This is a genomic window from Kitasatospora sp. NBC_01539, assembly GCF_045040525.1.
GTDB lineage: Bacteria > Actinomycetota > Actinomycetes > Streptomycetales > Streptomycetaceae > Kitasatospora.
The window spans coordinates 628,716-646,626 of sequence record NZ_CP109390.1 but is presented as its reverse complement, the minus strand read 5'-3'; the positions used below and the strand labels follow the sequence as shown (position 1 = coordinate 646,626).

The 17,911-nt window shown below is 75.7% G+C and carries 16 protein-coding genes; 8 read left to right on the top strand and 8 right to left on the bottom strand.

The features are described from left to right. Positions 1 to 76 precede the first annotated feature (76 nt). The 3 genes from OG335_RS02810 (at position 77) to OG335_RS02800 (ending at position 6,883) form a co-directional block, all read left to right on the top strand. Positions 77 to 418 carry a trypco2 family protein gene (locus tag OG335_RS02810; RefSeq protein WP_405009353.1) on the top strand — a complete coding sequence of 114 codons (342 nt, stop codon included), beginning with the start codon at positions 77 to 79 and terminating at the stop codon, positions 416 to 418. A gap of 71 nt (positions 419 to 489) precedes the next feature. Continuing rightward, entirely contained in the window at positions 490 to 5,277 is a 4,788-nt protein-coding gene (locus OG335_RS02805) for a trypsin-like peptidase domain-containing protein (RefSeq protein WP_405009352.1), read from the top strand. Positions 5,278 to 5,425: 148 nt separating this feature from the next. Next, positions 5,426 to 6,883 carry an oxidoreductase gene (locus tag OG335_RS02800; protein ID WP_405009351.1) on the top strand — a complete coding sequence of 486 codons (1,458 nt, stop codon included), beginning with the start codon at positions 5,426 to 5,428 and terminating at the stop codon, positions 6,881 to 6,883. Between the two features lie 100 nt (positions 6,884 to 6,983). Here OG335_RS02800 and OG335_RS02795 read toward each other — a convergent pair whose 3' ends face one another. Beyond that, positions 6,984 to 7,379: a hypothetical protein gene (locus OG335_RS02795; RefSeq protein ID WP_405009350.1), complete on the bottom strand. Its 396-nt coding sequence runs from the start codon at positions 7,377 to 7,379 to the stop codon at positions 6,984 to 6,986. A gap of 270 nt (positions 7,380 to 7,649) precedes the next feature. Between OG335_RS02795 and OG335_RS02790 the strand changes: the two genes are divergently transcribed. Beyond that, positions 7,650 to 8,045 (top strand): hypothetical protein, encoded by a 396-nt coding sequence (locus OG335_RS02790; RefSeq protein WP_405009349.1) that lies wholly within the window; start codon positions 7,650 to 7,652, stop codon positions 8,043 to 8,045. 17 nt (positions 8,046 to 8,062) lie between these two features. Further along, the gene (locus OG335_RS02785) at positions 8,063 to 8,656 is read left to right on the top strand and encodes a helix-turn-helix transcriptional regulator (RefSeq protein WP_405009348.1); all 594 of its coding nucleotides are present in this window, start codon (positions 8,063 to 8,065) and stop codon (positions 8,654 to 8,656) included. A gap of 111 nt (positions 8,657 to 8,767) precedes the next feature. Here OG335_RS02785 and OG335_RS02780 read toward each other — a convergent pair whose 3' ends face one another. The 4 genes from OG335_RS02780 to OG335_RS02765 all read right to left on the bottom strand — a co-directional run bounded on the left by OG335_RS02780 (position 8,768) and on the right by OG335_RS02765 (position 12,491). Beyond that, complete coding sequence (locus OG335_RS02780; protein WP_405009347.1) at positions 8,768 to 10,363, bottom strand: MFS transporter; 1,596 nt, start codon at positions 10,361 to 10,363, stop codon at positions 8,768 to 8,770. Further along, entirely contained in the window at positions 10,360 to 10,914 is a 555-nt protein-coding gene (locus tag OG335_RS02775; RefSeq protein ID WP_405009346.1) for a TetR/AcrR family transcriptional regulator, read from the bottom strand. The genes OG335_RS02780 and OG335_RS02775 overlap by 4 nt, the downstream gene beginning before the upstream one ends. A gap of 400 nt (positions 10,915 to 11,314) precedes the next feature. Next, positions 11,315 to 11,710, bottom strand: coding sequence for a cell division protein SepF (locus tag OG335_RS02770; RefSeq protein ID WP_405009345.1), 396 nt, complete (start codon positions 11,708 to 11,710; stop codon positions 11,315 to 11,317). Positions 11,711 to 11,978: 268 nt separating this feature from the next. Continuing rightward, positions 11,979 to 12,491, bottom strand: coding sequence for a DinB family protein (locus OG335_RS02765; RefSeq protein ID WP_405009344.1), 513 nt, complete (start codon positions 12,489 to 12,491; stop codon positions 11,979 to 11,981). 120 nt (positions 12,492 to 12,611) lie between these two features. Between OG335_RS02765 and OG335_RS02760 the strand changes: the two genes are divergently transcribed. Further along, positions 12,612 to 12,956: a DUF2568 domain-containing protein gene (locus OG335_RS02760; protein ID WP_405009343.1), complete on the top strand. Its 345-nt coding sequence runs from the start codon at positions 12,612 to 12,614 to the stop codon at positions 12,954 to 12,956. Here the strand turns inward: OG335_RS02760 and OG335_RS02755 are convergent. The 3 genes from OG335_RS02755 to OG335_RS02745 form a co-directional block, all read right to left on the bottom strand. Continuing rightward, positions 12,946 to 13,665, bottom strand: a complete 720-nt coding sequence (locus OG335_RS02755) for a TVP38/TMEM64 family protein (protein ID WP_405009342.1) — start codon at positions 13,663 to 13,665, stop codon at positions 12,946 to 12,948. The two genes, OG335_RS02760 and OG335_RS02755, sit on opposite strands and share 11 nt — an antisense overlap. Beyond that, positions 13,662 to 14,630, bottom strand: coding sequence for a deoxyribonuclease IV (locus tag OG335_RS02750; RefSeq protein ID WP_405009341.1), 969 nt, complete (start codon positions 14,628 to 14,630; stop codon positions 13,662 to 13,664). Before OG335_RS02750 ends, OG335_RS02755 begins: the two co-directional genes overlap by 4 nt. A gap of 148 nt (positions 14,631 to 14,778) precedes the next feature. Further along, a complete protein-coding gene (locus OG335_RS02745; RefSeq protein WP_405009340.1) occupies positions 14,779 to 15,996 on the bottom strand; it encodes an MFS transporter in 1,218 nt (405 codons plus the stop codon). Between the two features lie 89 nt (positions 15,997 to 16,085). Between OG335_RS02745 and OG335_RS02740 the strand changes: the two genes are divergently transcribed. Both OG335_RS02740 and OG335_RS02735 read left to right on the top strand, forming a co-directional pair. Continuing rightward, a complete protein-coding gene (locus OG335_RS02740; protein WP_405009339.1) occupies positions 16,086 to 17,297 on the top strand; it encodes an ROK family transcriptional regulator in 1,212 nt (403 codons plus the stop codon). Between the two features lie 181 nt (positions 17,298 to 17,478). Beyond that, positions 17,479 to 17,895 (top strand): molybdopterin-binding protein, encoded by a 417-nt coding sequence (locus OG335_RS02735; protein WP_405009338.1) that lies wholly within the window; start codon positions 17,479 to 17,481, stop codon positions 17,893 to 17,895. Positions 17,896 to 17,911 lie beyond the last annotated feature (16 nt).

Sequence of the window (17,911 nt, the reverse complement as noted above, 5' to 3'; positions counted from 1 at the left end):
GCGATCCGTCCGGCCGCCCGCTAGCCTGACCGCCAGGATGATCGGGGGGCCGGTCACGGTGATGGGCGGGGTGGGTATGAGGATCGGTCTGGCCGACGCGGTGGCCGCGGTGCGCGACGAACTGATGGAGGCGGCCACGCGGGGCGAGGGCCGGGCACTGGCCTTCGACGTCGGCCCGGTCGAGATGGAGTTCGAGATCGAACTCCGAGCGGAGGCCAAGGCCGGCGGCAAGTTCCGGGCCTGGGTCGTCTCCGGCGAGGCCGAGGCCGGAGTGTCCCGCGGCAGCACGCACCGGGTGTCCTTCACGCTCACCCCGCGCACCCGCGACGCCGTCCCCGCCCCGGGTTCCTTCAGCATCAACGACCGCCGCGACCACGACCTCGGGCACGAGGCCGTGGACGACGACGCCGAGGACTGACGGGGGCGCAGCACCGACCGGACCGCCGTACGCGGTCCCGGTGCGGGCGGACGGGAACGCGAGGGGGAGCAGTGGATCGCGAGCGGCTGGTCGGAGTCCTGGGCGAGGACACCAGAGGCAGCGGATACGTCGTCGGGCCGCGCCTGGTGCTGACCTCGGCGCACGTCGTCGGCGAGGCGGGGACGCCGGTCACCGTGCTGAGGCCCGGCCGGAGACGGCACGACCACGCCGTGGTGGTCTGGCGCGGCACGCCGCACGGACGCGACGACGCAGCCCTGGTGCGCGTCGAGGCCGCCGAGTGGCGGGAGCCGGCGGGCACGGCGGAACCCTGGGGCCGGATGGCCACCACGCGGACCGGCCAGCTGTGCGAGACCTGGGGGATCCCCGGGGTGATCCGGCGCGCCGGAACGGCCGAACGGCCGCACCCGCCCTCGGAGGCCATGCAGCTGACGGGAACGATCAACCCGGGCAGCGGCTACGTCGAGAAGCGCCACCTCCTCGCCCTCACCGAGCACTCGATGCGGGAGTGGCCGGCCGACGGGCCGGTGTGGGCGGGCCTGTCGGGTGCGGCCGTGGTCTGCGGCGGGCTCCTCGTCGGCGTCGTCAAGGCGGAGGTGCCGGGCTTCGGCCACGGCCTGCTGGAGGTGGTGCCGGCCTACCTCCTGCACACCGACGACGGCTTCCTGAAAGCCCTGAAGGACAACGCCGCCTCCTCGCTGACCCTGGGCCAGGTGGAGTTCGACGAACTCCACGCACGGGACACCCCGGCGCCGTCCGAGGGCCTGCTCCCACCGGGCAGCCTGCTCCAGGCCGGCCGGCAGGTCGTCGCCTTCTCCGGCCGCGAGGAGATCCTCACCCGGCTCAGGCGGTGGTGCGAACCCGCCGGGTTCGGCGTCCGGCTGCTCCACGGGCCCGGAGGCCAGGGCAAGACCCGCCTCGCCGCCCGGCTGGGGGAGGTGCTGCAGGCCGCCGACCGCCGGTGGACGGTGCTCTGGCCCGACCCCGGCGCCGGTCCGGCGGAGCTGACCCGGCTGCGGGACACCGCGGAGCCCCTGCTGGTGGTGCTCGACTACGCGGAGACCCGGCAGGACGAGCTCGCCGCACTGCTGCGGGCCGGCACGCTCCACCGCGGCGGCGTCCCGCTGAAGGTGCTCCTGCTCGCCCGCACCGCGGGCGAGTGGTGGGACAACGCCGGGTACGCGCCCGGCGGTGCCGTGCTGGGCGGCGCGCCGACGGACGAACTGCCGGTCCTCGCACCCGACCACGAGACCCGCGCGCTGCTCTACCGGCAGGCCGCGGCCTCCTTCGCCGAACGGCTGGCCGGCCCGGCGCACGCACCGGGCGGGAACGGCTGGGCCGCGCTCGCGAAGGACCTGCCCGACCCCGGGCCCCGGGCCCTGCCGTCCGGCAACGTCCTGACGCTCCACATGACGGCCCTGGCGGACCTCCTCGACGCCGCGCTCCGCAGTGCCCCCGGCCGCGCCGACGGGCCGACGCCCGCCGAGGCCACCGACCCGGACACCGACCCGTATGACCGGAAGGACGCCGAGGACCGCATCCTCGACCACGAACGGGCGTACTGGACCAAGGTCGCGGGGCAGCACCCCCTGCCGCACGGCCTCGTCCGCCGACGCTCCCTGGCCGACGCCCTCGCCACCGTGGTGCTGCTCGGCGGCGTGCCCCTGCAGGAGCACGAACGGGAGGACCTCCTCCGGCGCACGCCCGTCCTCTCCGGCCTGCACGACCACGAACTCCTGGTCGTCCGGGAGTGGATCGAGGCCGTCTACCCGTCCGCCGAGCGGGATCCCTGGGAGATCGTCCAACCGGACAGGCTGGCCGAGCGCTTCATCGGCAGGCACCTGCTGGAGAACCGCAGACTCGTGCACACCCTGCTGGCCCCGGCCGACACGCGCCGCCCGCCGGCGGGCCCGGTCGGCGCGGCGCAGTCGGCCCGGCTGCTCACCCTGCTCTCGCGGGCGGCCGCGCACCCGCCGCTGGCCGGCACGCTCGACGACCTGATCGTCGACGTCTGCACCCGCCACGCGGACCTTCTCGGGACGGTCACCATCGACGTCGCCACCCAGGTCGAACGGCCGCAGCCGCTCGTCGACGCCCTGACACGGCGCACCGAGGACCAGGAGGTGTCGATCCCGGCCCTCGCCGAGCTCGCCGACCACCTGCCCCGCACCTCGCACGCGCTGGCGGCGTGGGCGCTCCACCTGGTGGAGCGGCTGGTGGCACTGCGCCGGGCCGCCGGCACCGGCACCGTCGAGGACAGCGTCGCGCTCGGCGCCGAGCTGCGCCATCTCGCCAAACGGCTCCTCTGGACGGGCCGGACCGCCGAGGCCCTGACCGCCGCCGACGAGGCCGTCGACCTGTTGCAGCCGCTCCTGGCGACCCACCCGCAGAGCGCCAGGGTGCATCTGGCCGCCGCCCTGAACAACCGGTCGGTGTGCCTCGGCGTGCTGGGCCGGCGTACCGAGGCGCTCCCACCGGCCCTCGAAGCGGTCGCCCACTACCGCATCGTGGTCGGCACCGAACCCGTGCCCGAGGACGCCCGGGGCAACCTGGTCACCAGTCTCGGCGGCCTCGCCGCCACACAGAGCAGGCTCGGACGGAACCCGGAGGCCCTGGAGGCGATCCAGGAGGCGGTCGGCATCCAGCGCGGGCTGGTGCGGGCCGGCGCACCCGAGGCGGAGGCCGGCCTGGTGGCCCAGCTCAACAACCTCGCCATCCGCCACACCGACACCGGCCACCACCGCGAGGCCTTCGAGGCGGCCTCGGAGGCGGCGGAACGCTGCGAGCCACTGGCCGACCGGCACCCCGACGCCCACCTGCCCGAGCTGGCCATGGTGCTGGGCACGCTGTCCACCTGCCACGGTGACCTGGGCAACCCGGAGAAGGCGCTGGCGCTGGTGCGGCGGTCCGTCGACATCCGCGAGCGGCTCTTCCGGGAGCGCCCGGAGAGCTTCCGCCACCTCCTCGCCATGGCACTCAACTCGCTGGCCATCGACCTGGGCGAGCTGGGGCACGTCGCGGAGTCCGTCCGCACCGCCGAGCGGTCGGTCGGGCTCTACCGGGAACTCGTCGCACAGGAACCGGACGGCCACCGCCCCGAGCTGGCCATGGCACTGAACACCCTGGCCAACCAGTACAGCAGCGCCGACGACGGCGAGCCGGCCCTGGCGGCGGCCGAGGAGGCCGCCCGCATCTACGCCGAGCTCGACGAGGCGACCCCCGGGGTCTTCGCCGCAGACCTGGCCATGGGCATGTTCACCCGGGCCAACTGCGAGGCGGCCGCCGGACGGCCCGACGAGGCCATCGCGTCGCTCTTCGCGGTCGTGGCGGCCTGCCGTGAACTCGCTGCCTCGGAACCCCGCGCGAACGCCGGCAGCCTCGCCCGAGCGCTGCACAACCTCCGCATCTGCCTTGTGGCCGCCGACCGGACGTCCGAGGCGATGGACCTCGTCGACGAGGCCCTCGCGACCTACGCCGACCCCGACCGGGCCGGGGCCGACGACCTCCATCCCGTGATCGTGGAACTGCTGAACAGCCGCGCCACGTGCCTGGACACGCTCGGACGGACGGACGAGGGCCTGGCGCCCCTGCGCCTGGCGGTGGAGATCGCCCGCAGGCGGGCGGACGGCCCCGGGGGCGCGGGAACGGCCGCCCTGGTCGGCCAGCTGGGACTGCTCGCCGCCTTCGCGTTCCGCGTCAGGAGGCGCGCCGAGGCGGCCGGGACCGTGGCCGAGGCGATCGCGCTGCTGCGGAGCCGGGCACGGACCGAGCCGGAGCGGTACGAGGCCGACCTGGCCGGCACCCTGAGCCACCAGGTGAACCTCCTGGGGTCGATCGCGCGGTACGACGAGGCCGAGGCGGCGGCCCGCGAAGCGGTCGCCGTCCGGTGCCGGGTCGCCGACCGCGACGGGGCCGCCGCGCGGATCCACGTCGCCGCCGGACTCACCGGCCTCGCCGAACTCCTGATGATGCGGCTGAGCCCTCGGCAGGCGCTGGAGGCCCTCGACCTGGCGCGGGACCACGAACGGCGGATGACGCCCGAGGAGGCCGCCGCCCACGAGTCGGTTCTGGCCTTCGGCCAGCGCTTCCGCGGACTGCTCCTGTTCATGGTCGGGCGCCGCACGGAGGCCCTCTCGACCGTCCGGGAGGCCGTGGCCGCCGCCGACCGCTTCGCCGAAACCGCCCCGGGCCGGATGCCCGGACTGCCCGTGGTGCTGTTCGCGGCCGGATCGGTGCTGACCGACCTGGAACTCCGCGAGGAGGCCCTGCCCCACCTCGAACGTGCCGTCGCCCTGTGCCGGGCCCCCGTGGAGGCGGGAGAGGCCGGGTACGAGATCATCCTGGCCACCTGCCTCGGCACGCTGGCCGCCTGCCTGGCCCTGGAGCCCGCCCAGCCGGAGCGGGCCCTCGCGGCCACCACCGAGGCGCTGGAGATCTGCCGCCGGCTCGCTGCGGACGACCCGGAGGCCGGAGTGGGCCTCCTCGCCCGGGCCACCACGCAGCAGGGGCTGCGGCTCGCGGAGGCGGGCCGCAGCGAGGAGAGCCTCCGGCTCACGGCGGAGGCCGTGCGGCTGGGCCGCGCGCACCTGGCGGTCGATCGCGACGCGCACGTCCTCGAACCGGTCGACGCCCTCCACGCCTTCGCCGTGGCCCGCCGGCTCGCCGGCGTGGAGCACACGGAGGCACTGGCCGCGATCGACGAGGCCGTCGCCCTGCTGGAGGGCCTGGGGGAGCGGGAACCACACCTGGCCGGGCAGTTGACCGGCAAGGCCGCGGCCCTCCGCGCCCTGCTGCTCGGCGCGGTCGCCGAGGAGGCGGCAGCGCGGTCGCCGGAGCGATAGCCGACCGACCCGACGGGGTGCGCTCCCGACCGGAGCACACCCGGGACTCCCGGCCTCGCCGCCGGCCCGGGGCGCCACCGGACGGCCGTTCGACCCTGCACTACGCTGCTGACCCGGTGTCAACCGGCGGAGGGGGAGCACAGTGCCGGTGTACGGGGAACTCGGCGAGGCCGAACGGCGGCTGTGGGAGGCGTTCGAACGAGGGGAGCACCTCGACCTGGGCGGGTGCGAGGATCGCGACATCCGGGCGGACGTCCTTACGGCCCTGCTCCTCGGCGGTGGGCCCGCACCCGTCGACGGGCGGGTCGGCCGCCTGGAGCTCACCGGGGCCCGGATCACCGGCCGGCTCGACCTCGGCGGAGCCGCGGTCGACCTGCCCGTGCAGTTCACCGCGTGCGCGTTCGACGAGCAGGTCGTGCTCCGCGGGGCCGGCCTCCGCTCCACCACGTTCCTCCGCTGCAGCCTCCCCGGCCTCGACGGCTGGCTGCTCCGCGTCGACGGCAACTTCTTCCTGGAGGACTCCGTCATCGACGGGCGCCTCACCCTCACGCGCGCCCACATCGCGGGCGAACTCAGGCTCAGCGGCGTCCGGCTGACGGCGACCGAACGGCTCGGAGCCGACGCCGCGGCCGGGCCCGCCTGGGCGCTGTGGGCGGGCGGTCTGGTCATGGAGGGCGGCTGCTTCGCCCGCAAGGGCTTCCACGCCCGCGGCGGCCTGCGCCTGGTCGGCGCCGAGTTCGGCGGCGGGCTCTTCATGGAGGGTGCCGTGCTCGACAACCCCGGCGGCGACGCCCTCACCGGCGACGACCTCACCGCCTCCACGATGATCCTCGCCGACGGCTTCACCGCCCGCGGCGCGATACGGCTGCCCGGAGCGACCGTCCGCAGCAAGCTCTCCCTCGACGGTGCCGTGCTGCACGGCGACGGCACCACCGCCCTGGACGCCACCCGCCTCACCGCCGGCGACCTCCACCTCACCCCCGCCGCCCGCCCCGAAGGCAGCGTCGACCTGCGCGACGCGCAGGTCGCGGTCATCCACGACAACGCGCACGGCCGCGCCGCCAGCACCCGCCTCGACGGCCTCGCCTACACCTCGCTCCAGGGCGCCACCGGCCTCGCCGAACGGCTCGCCTGGCTCACCGGAACACCCGGCTACACGCCGCAGCCGTACGAACAGCTCGCCGCCTGGTACCGGCGGATCGGCCACGACGACGACGCCCGACGCGTGCTGCTCGCCAAACAGCGCCGCCGCCGGCGCACGCTGCACCCGCTCGGACGGGCCTGGGGCGGCATCCTCGACGTCACCGTCGGCTACGGCTACCGCCCCTGGCAGGCGGCCCTCTGGCTGCTCGCCCTCGTCGCCGCGGGCACCGTCGCCTTCGGCCACGGCGGCCGGCCCTCCGCCGCCCAGCCCGGTCAGGGCGCCCCCTTCAACCCGCTGATCTACACCGTCGACCTGCTGATCCCGATCGGAGGCTTCGGCCAGCGCACCGCCTGGTACTGGACCGACGCCCACCAGTGGCTCGGCTACGCCCTCGTCGCCGCCGGGTGGATCCTCACCACCGCGGCGGTCGCCGGTGTCACCCGCTCCCTCAACCGCACCTGAGCCCCCGCCGCGGCGGCGTGCACGCGCGGCGGGGGCGACCGGTCCCCGGCGGGCCGTCAGGAGGCGGCCCCGCCACCTCTCCCGGCGAGCCGCCGACCGACTACCAGACGGTGATGCCGCAGTTGGTGGCGCCGAGGCTGGCGTTGTTCAGGCAGACGCGCGAGGCCGCGTCGGTGCCGTTCCAGTGGTACGCGGTGGCCCGCTGGTTGTTGTACATGTCCAGGACCCCGGAGACGGTCGTCCACGGGTAGCCGCCGTCGCCGACCCGCTGCCGCTGGAGCCAGATCGAGCAGGAGTTGTTGTGCGAGCTGGTGCCGCGGGCCTGCACGTACCCGTCGTCACGCCTGTACATCTCCACCCAGCAGTCGGCGAAGCCCCACCGGGTGCCGGGGACGGGAGCCTCGGCCGCCGAGGCGGCAGGGGCGAGGACGACGGTGCCGGCGGCCAGCGCAACGGTCGCGACCGCGGAGGCGGTGAAACGGCGGAGGACGGTCATGGGTCTCCTCGAACTCTCGGACGGGCGGGGCGGTCCGGGGGCACCGACGGCCCCGGTCCGGCGTCACCGACCGAGGACCGGCCGGCACCGCCAGACACTTCCATCCCGTGACCGCCCGGCACAGGACGTCCCGGTGGAGACGGCACGCACGGCACAGTGCACGGCACGCAGCGCACATCCGTTCCCGGACGCCCCAGCGGCAACAACCCTGCCGGCGGCTTCGCCCGAAGGCCCCGACCCGGCATGTCGGCTCGGCTATGGTCGGGCCGTATGAGGACGATGGACCTGGTGTTCGACAGCGGCCGGCTGCCGCCCGCCGAGCGGATCGAGGCCTGGGAGGAGGTCACCGCACGGGCCATGACCCGCACCCGCTTCACCATCGGCGAGCCCGCCGCGTTCAGCGCCTCGATCCGTGCGATGAGCGTGGGCGCCGGCCTGCTCTGCGCACTGAGCTACACCGCCCTGCGCTCCACCCGCACCGCCGACATGATCCGCAAGGACGATCCGGAGCACTACGCCTCGCCCTCGTCCGCTCCGGCAACCAGGCCATCGACCAGCACGGCAGGTCGCACCGGCTCCGGCCCGGAGAGCTGGTCCTGTACGACAGCTCCCGCCCCTTCGACACCGACGTCCCGCCCGAGCCCCGCGCCACCAGCCTCGTCCTGAACTTCCCCAAGAACCTCGTGCCCCTCAGCGCGGACCGCCTCACACCGCTGCTCGCCACCCCGCTCGGCCGCACCGGCCTCAGCGCGATGGCCGGACGGTTCCTCACCTCCCTCGCCGCGGAGGCCGACCACCTCAGTGCGCCGGACCGCAGCCGGCTGCAGACGAGCACCCTGGACCTCGTCACGGCCCTGCTGGCAGCCCGCAGCGACCAGGCCGCCAAACTGCCGCCCGACACCCGCGCCCACGTCCTGAGCCTGCGCATCGACACCTTCATCGCGACCCGCCTCGGCTCACCGGACCTGACCCCCGCCACCATCGCCGCCGCCCACCACATCTCGCTGCGCACCCTGCACCGGGTGTTCCGGCAGCGCGGCACCACCGTCGCCGCCACCGTCCGCGCCCAACGCCTGGAACGCGCCCGGAACGACCTCGCCGACCCCCTGCTGCGCCACCTGGACATCGCCGCCATCGCCGCCCGCTGGGGCTTTTCCCGGCCCGGCGACTTCAGCCGGGCCTTCCGCGCGGCGTACGGGCGGCCACCCGGCGAGTACCGAACGCCCGGACGGCGGCCGACGGGGGCGGGGACGGGGGCGGGGGCGGGGGCGGGCTGATTCAGTCCCCGCATCCCCGGTGAGCGCAGGCGCCACCGCTCCGCGGGCGCCACTCGGGCGACGATCCCGCCGCCCCGGCCCGCGCGGGCCGGGGCGGGCCCGCGCTGCCCGTCAGCCCACCGGCTGGTGGGCCCGACCGGCCGTCGCGGGCCCGGCGGTCCCGGGGGCGGCGGCCGTGTGCGGGGCGGTCGCCGTGCCGGGGCGGTCGCGCAGGAGCCACCAGGCGAGACCGGCCGAGGCCAGCAGCAGGGCAGCGGCGAGCCAGGCCGCGACGTTGACACCGTGCAGGAAGGCCAGCCGGGCGTCGTCGACCAGCCGGGCGCCGACCGGCCCCGGCAGCGAGGCGGCGCTCTGCAGCGCACCGCCGATCGACTCGCGGGCCTGGCTCGCGGCGGACGCCCCGACGCCCGCGGGCACGCTGAGCGCGCCCGCGTAGATCGCGGTCACGACGGAGCCCACGAGGGCGATGCCGAGTGCGGTGCCCAGCTCGTACGCCGTCTCCGACACCGCCGAGGCGGCGCCGGCCTTCTCGGCGGGCGCGGCACCGAGCACGAGGTCGGAGGCGAGCGTGTAGACCACGCCCTCGGCGGTGCCGACGGCGAGGAACGCGGCGCCGAGCAGCAGGTACGTGCTGTCGCGGTGCAGCAGGCCGAGCAGGGCGATGCCCGCGCCCATGGCCAGGAGAGCGGCCGTCAGGGTGAAGCGGGCACCCGTACGGCGGGCCAGCCAGGCGGTGAGCAGCCCGCCGACGACGGCGCCGACGAAGGCCGGCATCTCGGCGACACCCGCTTCCAGCGGCGACATGCCCCGCACCAGCTGCAGATACTGCGACATGAAGAACACCACGCCGGAGAGCCCGATCAGCGAGGTCAGCGAGCCGACCACGGCGGCGGTGAACCGGCGGTCCGCGAACAGCCGGACGTCCAGCAGCGGCGACTCCAGGCGCAGCTGGCGGCGGACGAAGAGGGTGAGGGCGGTGGCGCCCGCGAGGAACGCGGCAGGCACCGCGGGCTCCGCGAACGGGCCGTGCGCGGCGGCCTCCTTCACCGCGTAGACGACGCCGATCACGCCGGCCATGGAGAGGACGACGCTGGGGGTGTCCCACCGGCCGGGCCGGGGGTTGCGGGACTCGGGCAGCAGCCAGGCGCCGAGCACCAGCAGCAGTGCCAGCACCGGCAGGTTGAGCAGGAAGACCGAGCCCCACCAGAAGTGCTCCAGCAGCAGGCCGCCGACGAGCGGCCCGAGGGCGGCGCCGGCCGTCGCGCCCGCGCCCCAGATGCCGATGGCGGTGGCGCGCTCCCGGGCGTCCGGGAAGAGGGCGCGGATCAGCGACAGCGTGGACGGCATGATGGTCGCGCCGGCGACGCCGAGCAGCGCCCGGGCGAGGATCAGCCAGCCGGGGCCGGGCGCGTACGCGGCGAGCACGGAGGCGGCGCCGAACGCGGTGGAGCCGAGCAGCAGCAGCCGCTTGCGGCCGATGCGGTCGCTGAGGGCGCCCATGCTGACGAGCAGCCCGGCGAGGACGAAGGAGTAGGCGTCGCCGATCCAGAGCAGCTGGGTGCCGCTGGGGCGGAGGGTCTCGCTGATGGAGGGGATGGCGAGGGAGAGCACGGTCGCGTCGACCGCGACCAGGGTGACGGCCAGGACGAGTACGCCCAGGCCGGCCCAGCGGTGCTGCGCGCGGGCCTGGACGTGGGTGCCGGTCATGAGGGTTCTGTTCTCCTGAGGGCTCCTCCGAGGAAGAGCTCGGTGAGCGAGTAGGCGCCGTCGCGGGGGGCCAGGCGTCCGTCCTGGACGGCCCAGCCGACGCCGGCGACGAGGTCGAAGAAGGCTTCGCTGAGCCAGCCGGCCGACAGTTCGATGCGGAAGACGCCCTGCTGCTGGCCGCGGAGGAAGAGCGCGCGGACGCGCTCGTCCTGGACGTCCCAGAGCGAGTTGATCTCGGGGTCGTCGTAGAGCTGGTTCTCGCCGGCGAGGAAGGCGCACAGGGCGGCGTCCGGGACGACGGCCTCGACGAGGCGGCGCAGCGCGTCGCGGGCGTCGCCGTCCTCGATGCGGGCGGTGTCGCAGGCCTCGGCGAACTTGCGGAGGCTGAGCATGCCGACCTCGCGGATCAGCGCCTCGCGCCCCGGGAAGATCCGGTGCAGCGTGGCCCGGCTGATGCCGGCCGCGCGGGCGATCTCGTCGAGGTGCGCGTTGGGGCGCCGGGAGAGCACGCCGACGGCGGCTTCGAGGACGGAGTCGCGATCGGTGGCCATGGATCGAGCTTAGCGCATGTGAGACATGGACGTCTCATGGGAGGGCTGGCTGTCTCGTTCGGTGGACCGGACGGTCATCATCCGGGACCACGTCCGACGTCCTGCCGAACCGGCCCGTCGAAACCCCCGTACGGTCGGCGCACCGGGAGGTGCGAGGGGGTTCACCCCGCCCACGGGGACGATCGCGTCGATTCCGGGCAGCGGCACCGAACTCCCGGCGGCGTACGCCCACCACTGCCGCGTCCGCGAACGCGAAGACGACGACCTGATGCGCCCCGGGGGCGGTCGCCCGGGCCGACGGCCCACCCGGCCGTGTCGGTCGGCCGGGCCGTCCGGAGAGCCGAAAAACCGGGGACGGCGGGTGCCGTCCCCGGTGGGGAGGGTGGGCCGGGCGGCCGGGTCAGCTCTGGTTGTAGAAGCCGGTGCCGTCCAGCGGGCGGTCGATCACGGTCACCTCGACCTCGGCCGGGGTGAGCAGGAAGACCCGGCGGGCGATCCGCTCGATGCCGCCACGGGTGCCGAACACCAGCCCGGAGGCGAAGTCGACCATGCGCTTGGCCTCGGGGTCGTCCATCTCGGTCAGGTCCATCACGACCGGGGTGCCGGCGCGCAGGTGCTCGCCGACGGTGCGCGCGGCCTCGAAGCCGGTCGGCCGCAGCGAGACGATCTTCGCCGCCGGGGCCGGCACGGAGGGCAGCGTCTCCTCGGTGTCCCACGGATCGTCGTAGACCGCAGCAGGGTAGTTTCCGGAGGGCATCAACCACCCGTTGTGGTGCTCGTCGCGAAGTGCTCCCATGCCGCGCCTCCCTCTCCGTCCCGTACGCGTCCCCCGGGTGAGCGTGTCTTTTTGACACGTCATCCACTTGTTGGAACTGTCCGAGTATCGCACTGATCACCGGTTCGGTGCCTGCACGCGACCGCAGTGCGGCTCGTGGCGTGGCCCCGGGTCGGGATGAACCCGACATTCGGTGCGACGCAGCAGGTGGCCGGACGGTTCCGTGGCTGGACCTTATCGGTGAACGGAGTCGGCAAGTTGACTATTCGTCAACGATCGTGTAACTCCGTCACTCTCCCGTGGCACCGTCGATCCGCTCGCGGAGGAGGTCGGCGTGGCCGTTGTGCCGCGCGTACTCCTCGATCATGTGGACGAGGATCCAGCGCAGCGTGACCTCCTCGCCCCGGCGCAGCCGCTTGCCCGGGGTCTCCGGCGGCAGCCCGGCGGCAGCCTCGCGCGCGAGCCCGACCTGCGTGCGGAAGGTCGCCAGGTCGGCCTCCGGGTCGGCGCCGTCGACCTGGTTGAAGTCGCCGTCCTCGTCCTCGGAGGTCCAGTAGATGCCCTCCTCGAACTCCTGGCCCTGGAGGATGCCGAGGAACCAGTGCCGTTCCACCTCGGCCATGTGGCGCACCAGGCCCAGCAGGGACAGCGACGACGGCGGCACCGAGCGCTCGCGGAGCTGCTCCGGGGTCAGGCCCTCCGTCTTCAGCAGCAGCGTGGCGCGGTGGTAGTCGAGCCACGCGGTGAGCATGGCGGTCTCGTCGGCGGCGAAAGGCGGATCGATGCGTTCGGTCGTGGTCATGCCGCATATCCTGATGCAGCGTCGGGAGGGGCTGCCACCCAATAACGCGACCGCCCGGGCCGTCCGCACAGGACCCCGGGAGCCGGGACGGACAAGGGGGGAACCGTGAGGGCCGGTCTGATGGGGGTCAATCTGCTGGTCCGCTTCCTGCTGGAGCTCTGCGCCCTCGCCGCGCTCGCCGTCGGCGGCTGGGCCGCGCCGGGCCCGGTCGTGGTGCGCGCCCTGCTCGCCGTCGTCCTGCCACTGGCCGCCGCCCTGCTGTGGGGCCGCTACGCCGCCCCGAACGCGCCGGTGAAGTCGCCCGCCGCCTGGCTGCTGACCCAGCTGCTCGTACTCGGCGGCGCGGTGCTCGCCCTGGCGCTCGCCGGCCACCCGCTCGCCGCCGCGCTGCTGGCCGGTGCGGCGGCCGTCAACACCGCTCTGCTGGTGGCCCTGGGCCGGCTGCGGCCGCCGGTCAGGCCGTAGGCCCGACGGCGACCGGTACGGGGTCGGGTGCCGGCGCCGCGGTCCCGGCGGTGACTGCGCCCGCGGCTGCCGTCGCGGCCGCGGCCGCGCGGCGGGACCGCCACAGCGAGTACCCGCTCGCGGCGCTCAGCAGCACGATCAGCCCCGTCGGGACGAGGAAGGCCGCCGACGTCGGCGAGGACGCACCGGCCCCGGCCGCGACGTACGCGGCGGTGCCGGGCAGCACGCCGAGCGCGGTCGCCCCGAGGTACGGGCCGGGGCGCACCCCGGAGACCGCGCAGGCGTAGTTCGCCGCCTGGAACGGCACGCCCGGGACCAGCCGCAGCATCAGCACGCTGCGGAAGCCCCGGTCGGTGAGGCGGCGGTCCAGCGCGGCCGCGGCGCGGGTGCGGAGCAGCGGGCGCAGCGCGTCCCGGCCGAGGGTGCGGCCGAGCACGAAGGCCGCGGCGGCGCCGAGGGTGGTGCCGGCCACGGCCAGCGGCAGGCCCTGGGCGACGCCCAGCAGCAGCCCGGCCGCCGCGTTGAGCGCGGGCTTGGGCACGAAGGCGAGCGTGCCGAGGGCGTACACGGCGAGGGCGAGCGGTAGCTGCCACGGGCCGTCGGCGCTGCGCAGGGCGTCGGCCGGGCTCCAGAGCAGCAGCGACCCGGCGGCCGCGGCGAGCAGCACGACGAGCAGGGCGAGGCGCAGCCGGGCCCGGCCGGCGCTCACCCGGGCAGCCCGGCGGGAACGGCGGGCCCGGCGCTGCCTGCGGGGCGTGCCGCGGCGGGCCTGCCCGGGGGGAGGCGGAGCTCCTTGAGACGGGTGATGTCGAGGGCGTGCCGGGCGCCCTCGACCCGCTGCGGGTCGTGGCGGCCGTCCGGTGTCTCGATGATCAGCGGCACGCCGGCGGTGGCCGGGTGGGCGAGGAGTTCGGCGAAGGCGGCGGTGCCGATGTGGCCGGCGCCGATGTTGGCGTGCCGGTCCTTGCGGGCGCCGACGACGTCCTCCGAGTCGTTGGCGTGGATCAGCCCGAGGCGGCCGGGGCCCACGGCGTCGGCGAGTTCCTCCAGCATCCGTGCGGTGCCGCCGGGCGCGGCGAGGTCGTGCCCGGCGGCGAAGGCGTGGCAGGTGTCGAGGCAGACGCCGAGCCGGGGGTGGTGGTCGAGGGCGGCGGCGTAGTCGGCGAGGTCGGCCATGCGTCCGCAGAGCGAGCTGCCCTGGCCGGCGGTGGGCTCCAGCAGCAGGCGCGGTGAGTCGTCGCCGTGTGCGTCCGACTCGTCGAGCAGCGGCAGCACCTGCGCGCGGAGGTGCGCGAGGGCGGCCTCGCGCGGGCCGCAGAGCGCGGAGCCGGTGTGCACGACCACGCCGAGGGCGCCGATGGCGCGGGCCCGGTGCAGCGAGTGGCGCAGCGACTCGGCGGAGCGCTCGCGGGTGGCGTCCGACCCGGAGCCGAAGTTGATCAGGTAGGGCGCGTGCACGTACGCCGGGATACCGGCCTCGGCGCAGGCCTCGCGGAACGCCTCGTCCTGTCGTGGGTCGCCGGGCGGGGTCGCCCAGCCGCGCGGGTTGGCGACGAAGACCTGCACGGCCTCGGCGCCCACCCGGCGCGCGTACGCCAGCCCGGTGCCGACCAGCCCGCGGCCCGCGACGGGCACGTGGGCGCCGACGGGGTTGCGCCGTGCGGGGAGGTCCATGGCGGCGAGCATGCCCGATGGGGTGCCGCGGGTGGAAATCGGGTGCCGGTGCCGGTGCGCTGCGGGTGCCGGTGCGTCGCGGGCCCGTGCCGCGGCCCGGGGCGTCGAGGCCGGCTGACGTCCCGGGCCGGGTGGGCGGTGCTGCGGGTCAGTCGGCGCGGGTGCCGGCGGGTCGGCGGGTCGTGCTGCCGGCCGGGGCGCCGGCGGTGGGTGCGGTGCGCCGCCGCCGTCCGAGGACGCCCGCCGACGGCACGAGGGCGGCGGCCATCAGCGTGACCACGGCGAAGGAGACGGTGAGCGAGCTGATCTGGGCGATGCCGCCGACGATCGCGGGGGCGACCAGGCCCGAGGTGTAGGTGACGGTGGCGACGCCGGCGATGGCCTGGCTGGCGTTGCCGCCCGCGCGGCCGGCGGCGGCGAACGCCAGCGGGACGACGACGGCGACGCCGAGGCCGATCAGGGCGAAGCCCGGGATGGCCAGGTACGGCGTGCGGGCGAACACGACGAGGAGGCCGCCGGCGGTGGCGACGGTGCCGCCCAGCCGTACCGTGCGGACCGGCCCGAGGCGGTCGACGACGTGGTCGCCGGCCAGCCGTACGACGGCCATGGTGGCGGCGAAGACGGCGTAGCAGGCGGCGGCGGTGCCCGCGGAGGAGCCGGTGACGGCCTTGATGTAGACGCCGCTCCAGTCGACGCTGGCGCCCTCGGCGAAGACGCCGCAGAAGCCGACCAGTCCGATGAGCAGGGCGGCGCGCGGGGGCAGGGCGAAGCGGGGCGGGGCCTCCTCCCCGGCCGCCGGGCGGACGTCCAGCAGGAGACCGGAGACGCCGTACCCGAGGCAGGTGAGGATCAGGGCGACCACCGCGTAGTGCAGCCGGGGGTCGACGCCGAGGTGGGCGGCGAGCACGCCGAATCCCGAGGCGGCCAGCCCGCCGACGTACCACAGGCCGTGCAGGCCGGACATGATGGAGCGGTCGAGCCGGGACTCGACCTCGACGCCCTGCGCGTTCATCGCGACGTCGGACATGCCGGCGCTGGCGCCGTACACGAACAGCGAGAGCCAGAGCAGTCCGAGGTTCGGGGCGAGGGCGGGCAGCGCCAGCGACATCGTCCAGAGCATCAGCAGGCCCCGGACGGCGGCCCGGGCGCCGAAGCGGTGCACGATCCGCCCGGCGAGCGGCATCGCGAGGAACGAGCCGACCGCCGGTGCGAGCAGGGCGAGGCCGAGCTGTCCCGGGCCGACGCCGGTGTGGTCCTGGATCCAGGGGATGCGGGTGGCGAAGGTGCCCGTCACCGCCCCGTGCACGGCGAAGACGAGGCTCACCCCCACCCTGGCGCGCCGTGCGGCGTGCAGATCGTCTGCCATGCGTCGGTCCTCTCCGGTCTGCTCCAGCATGCCTCCGGTAAACTATCAGGAAGGGACCCTGATAGAAACCTCTGGAAGGATGCGTTGCCATGACCACCGCGCGTACGGCGACGCCCAGCACCGCCCGGGCCATCAACGACCGGCTGGCGCTCGACCTCCTCCTGGAGAGCGGACCGCTGACCGCCACCGAGCTGCGCGTCCTCACCGGCCTCTCCCGCCCCACCGTCGCCGACCTCCTCGACCGCCTCCAGCGGTCCGGCCTCGTCGCCGTCGTGGGGGAGAGCGGCGAGCAGCGCCGCGGACCCAACGCGCGCCTCTACGCCCTGGTCGCCGACCGGGCCCACCTCGCCGGCCTCGACGTCCGCTCCACCGGCGTCAGCCTCGTCGTCGCCGACCTGACCGGCCGCACCCGCGCCACCGCCGACGTGCCCGCGGGAGATCTCGGCACCCTCGTCACCCGCACCGTCGGCGCCCTCGCCGCGGCCGCCGCCGAGGCCGGCGCCACGAGCCTGCACACCGTCGCCGTCGGCGCACCCGGCCTCTTCGACCCCGCCACCGGCGAGCACCACAACTCCGGCGCCCTGCCCGGCTGGCACACCGACCTCATCGCCGCACTCCACGACGGCACCGCCGCCGACGTGATCGCCCACACCGACGTCGTCGTCGACAACGAGGTCAACCTCGCGGGCATCGCCGAGCACCGCCTCGGCGCCGCCCGCGACCGCGACACCTTCGTCCTCATCTGGCTCAGCCACGGCGTCGGCGCCTCCGTCGTCCTCGACGGCCGGCTGCGGCGCGGCGCCACCGGCGGCACCGGCGAGATCGGCTACCTCCCCGTGCACGGCGCCGACCTTCCCGACAACGTCACCGGCTGCGCGGGCGGCGGCTACCACACGCTCGTCTCCTCCGCGGCCGTCCGCGCGCTCGCCCGCGACCACGGACTGCCCGACCCCGCCCGCCCCGGCGAGCGCACCAGCGCCCCGCCCGGCGAGGCCGAGGTCCGCGCCGCCGTCGCCGCGGGCCCCGCCGGGCACGGCTTCCTCGACGCCTACGCCCGCCGGGTCGCACTCGGCGCCGCCGCCGTCTGCGCGGTGCTCGACCCCGGCTGCATCGTCCTCGGCGGCGAGATCGGCCGCGCCGGCGGCCCCACCCTCGCCCGGCGCGTCGAACAGCGGCTCGCCGAACTGCTGCCGCTGCGCACCGAGGTGCGGGCCGGCACCGCCGGCGGCGGCGCGGTGCTCGCCGGTGCCGTGCTCACCGCGGGCGACGCGGCCCGCCGCGACCTCTTCGGCGGGGCCTGAGCGCCGCCGACCGGCCGGCGGCGCACGGAGCGCGGGGGTGGTGACCGCCTCGGCAGGGCCGGGCAACCCGGCCTCCCGGGCAGCGCCCCGGTTTTCGCCCGCGCACGGCCCGGTAGGGCAGGATGGCCGCGGGCACCCGGAACCGCCCGGACCGCCCCGCACCCCACGCCAGGAGACCCCCATGGCCCAGCCCGACCGGCCGGTCCACCCGTACCGCATCGGCGAGGCCGCCGCCCTGCTGGGTGTCAGCGCCGACACCATGCGCCGCTGGGTCGACGCGGGCCGGCTCGACGCCGCCCGGGACGAGCACGGTCACCGCATCATCCCCGGTGACCGCCTCGCCGCGTTCGCCCGCGAACTCGCGCGCCAGGACAGCACCGAGGCCGAGGGCCGGCCGTCCTCCGCCCGCAACCGCTTCCCCGGCATCGTCACGCACGTGGTGCTCGGCGACGTCGCCGCGCAGGTCGAGATCCAGGCCGGCCCGTTCCGCGTGGTCTCGCTCATCAGCCGCGAATCCGCCGAGGAGCTCGCCCTCGTGCCCGGCGCACCCGCGACCGCCGTCATCAAGTCCACCAACGTGGTGGTCGAACGGCGCTGACGCGCCCTCGGCCCCG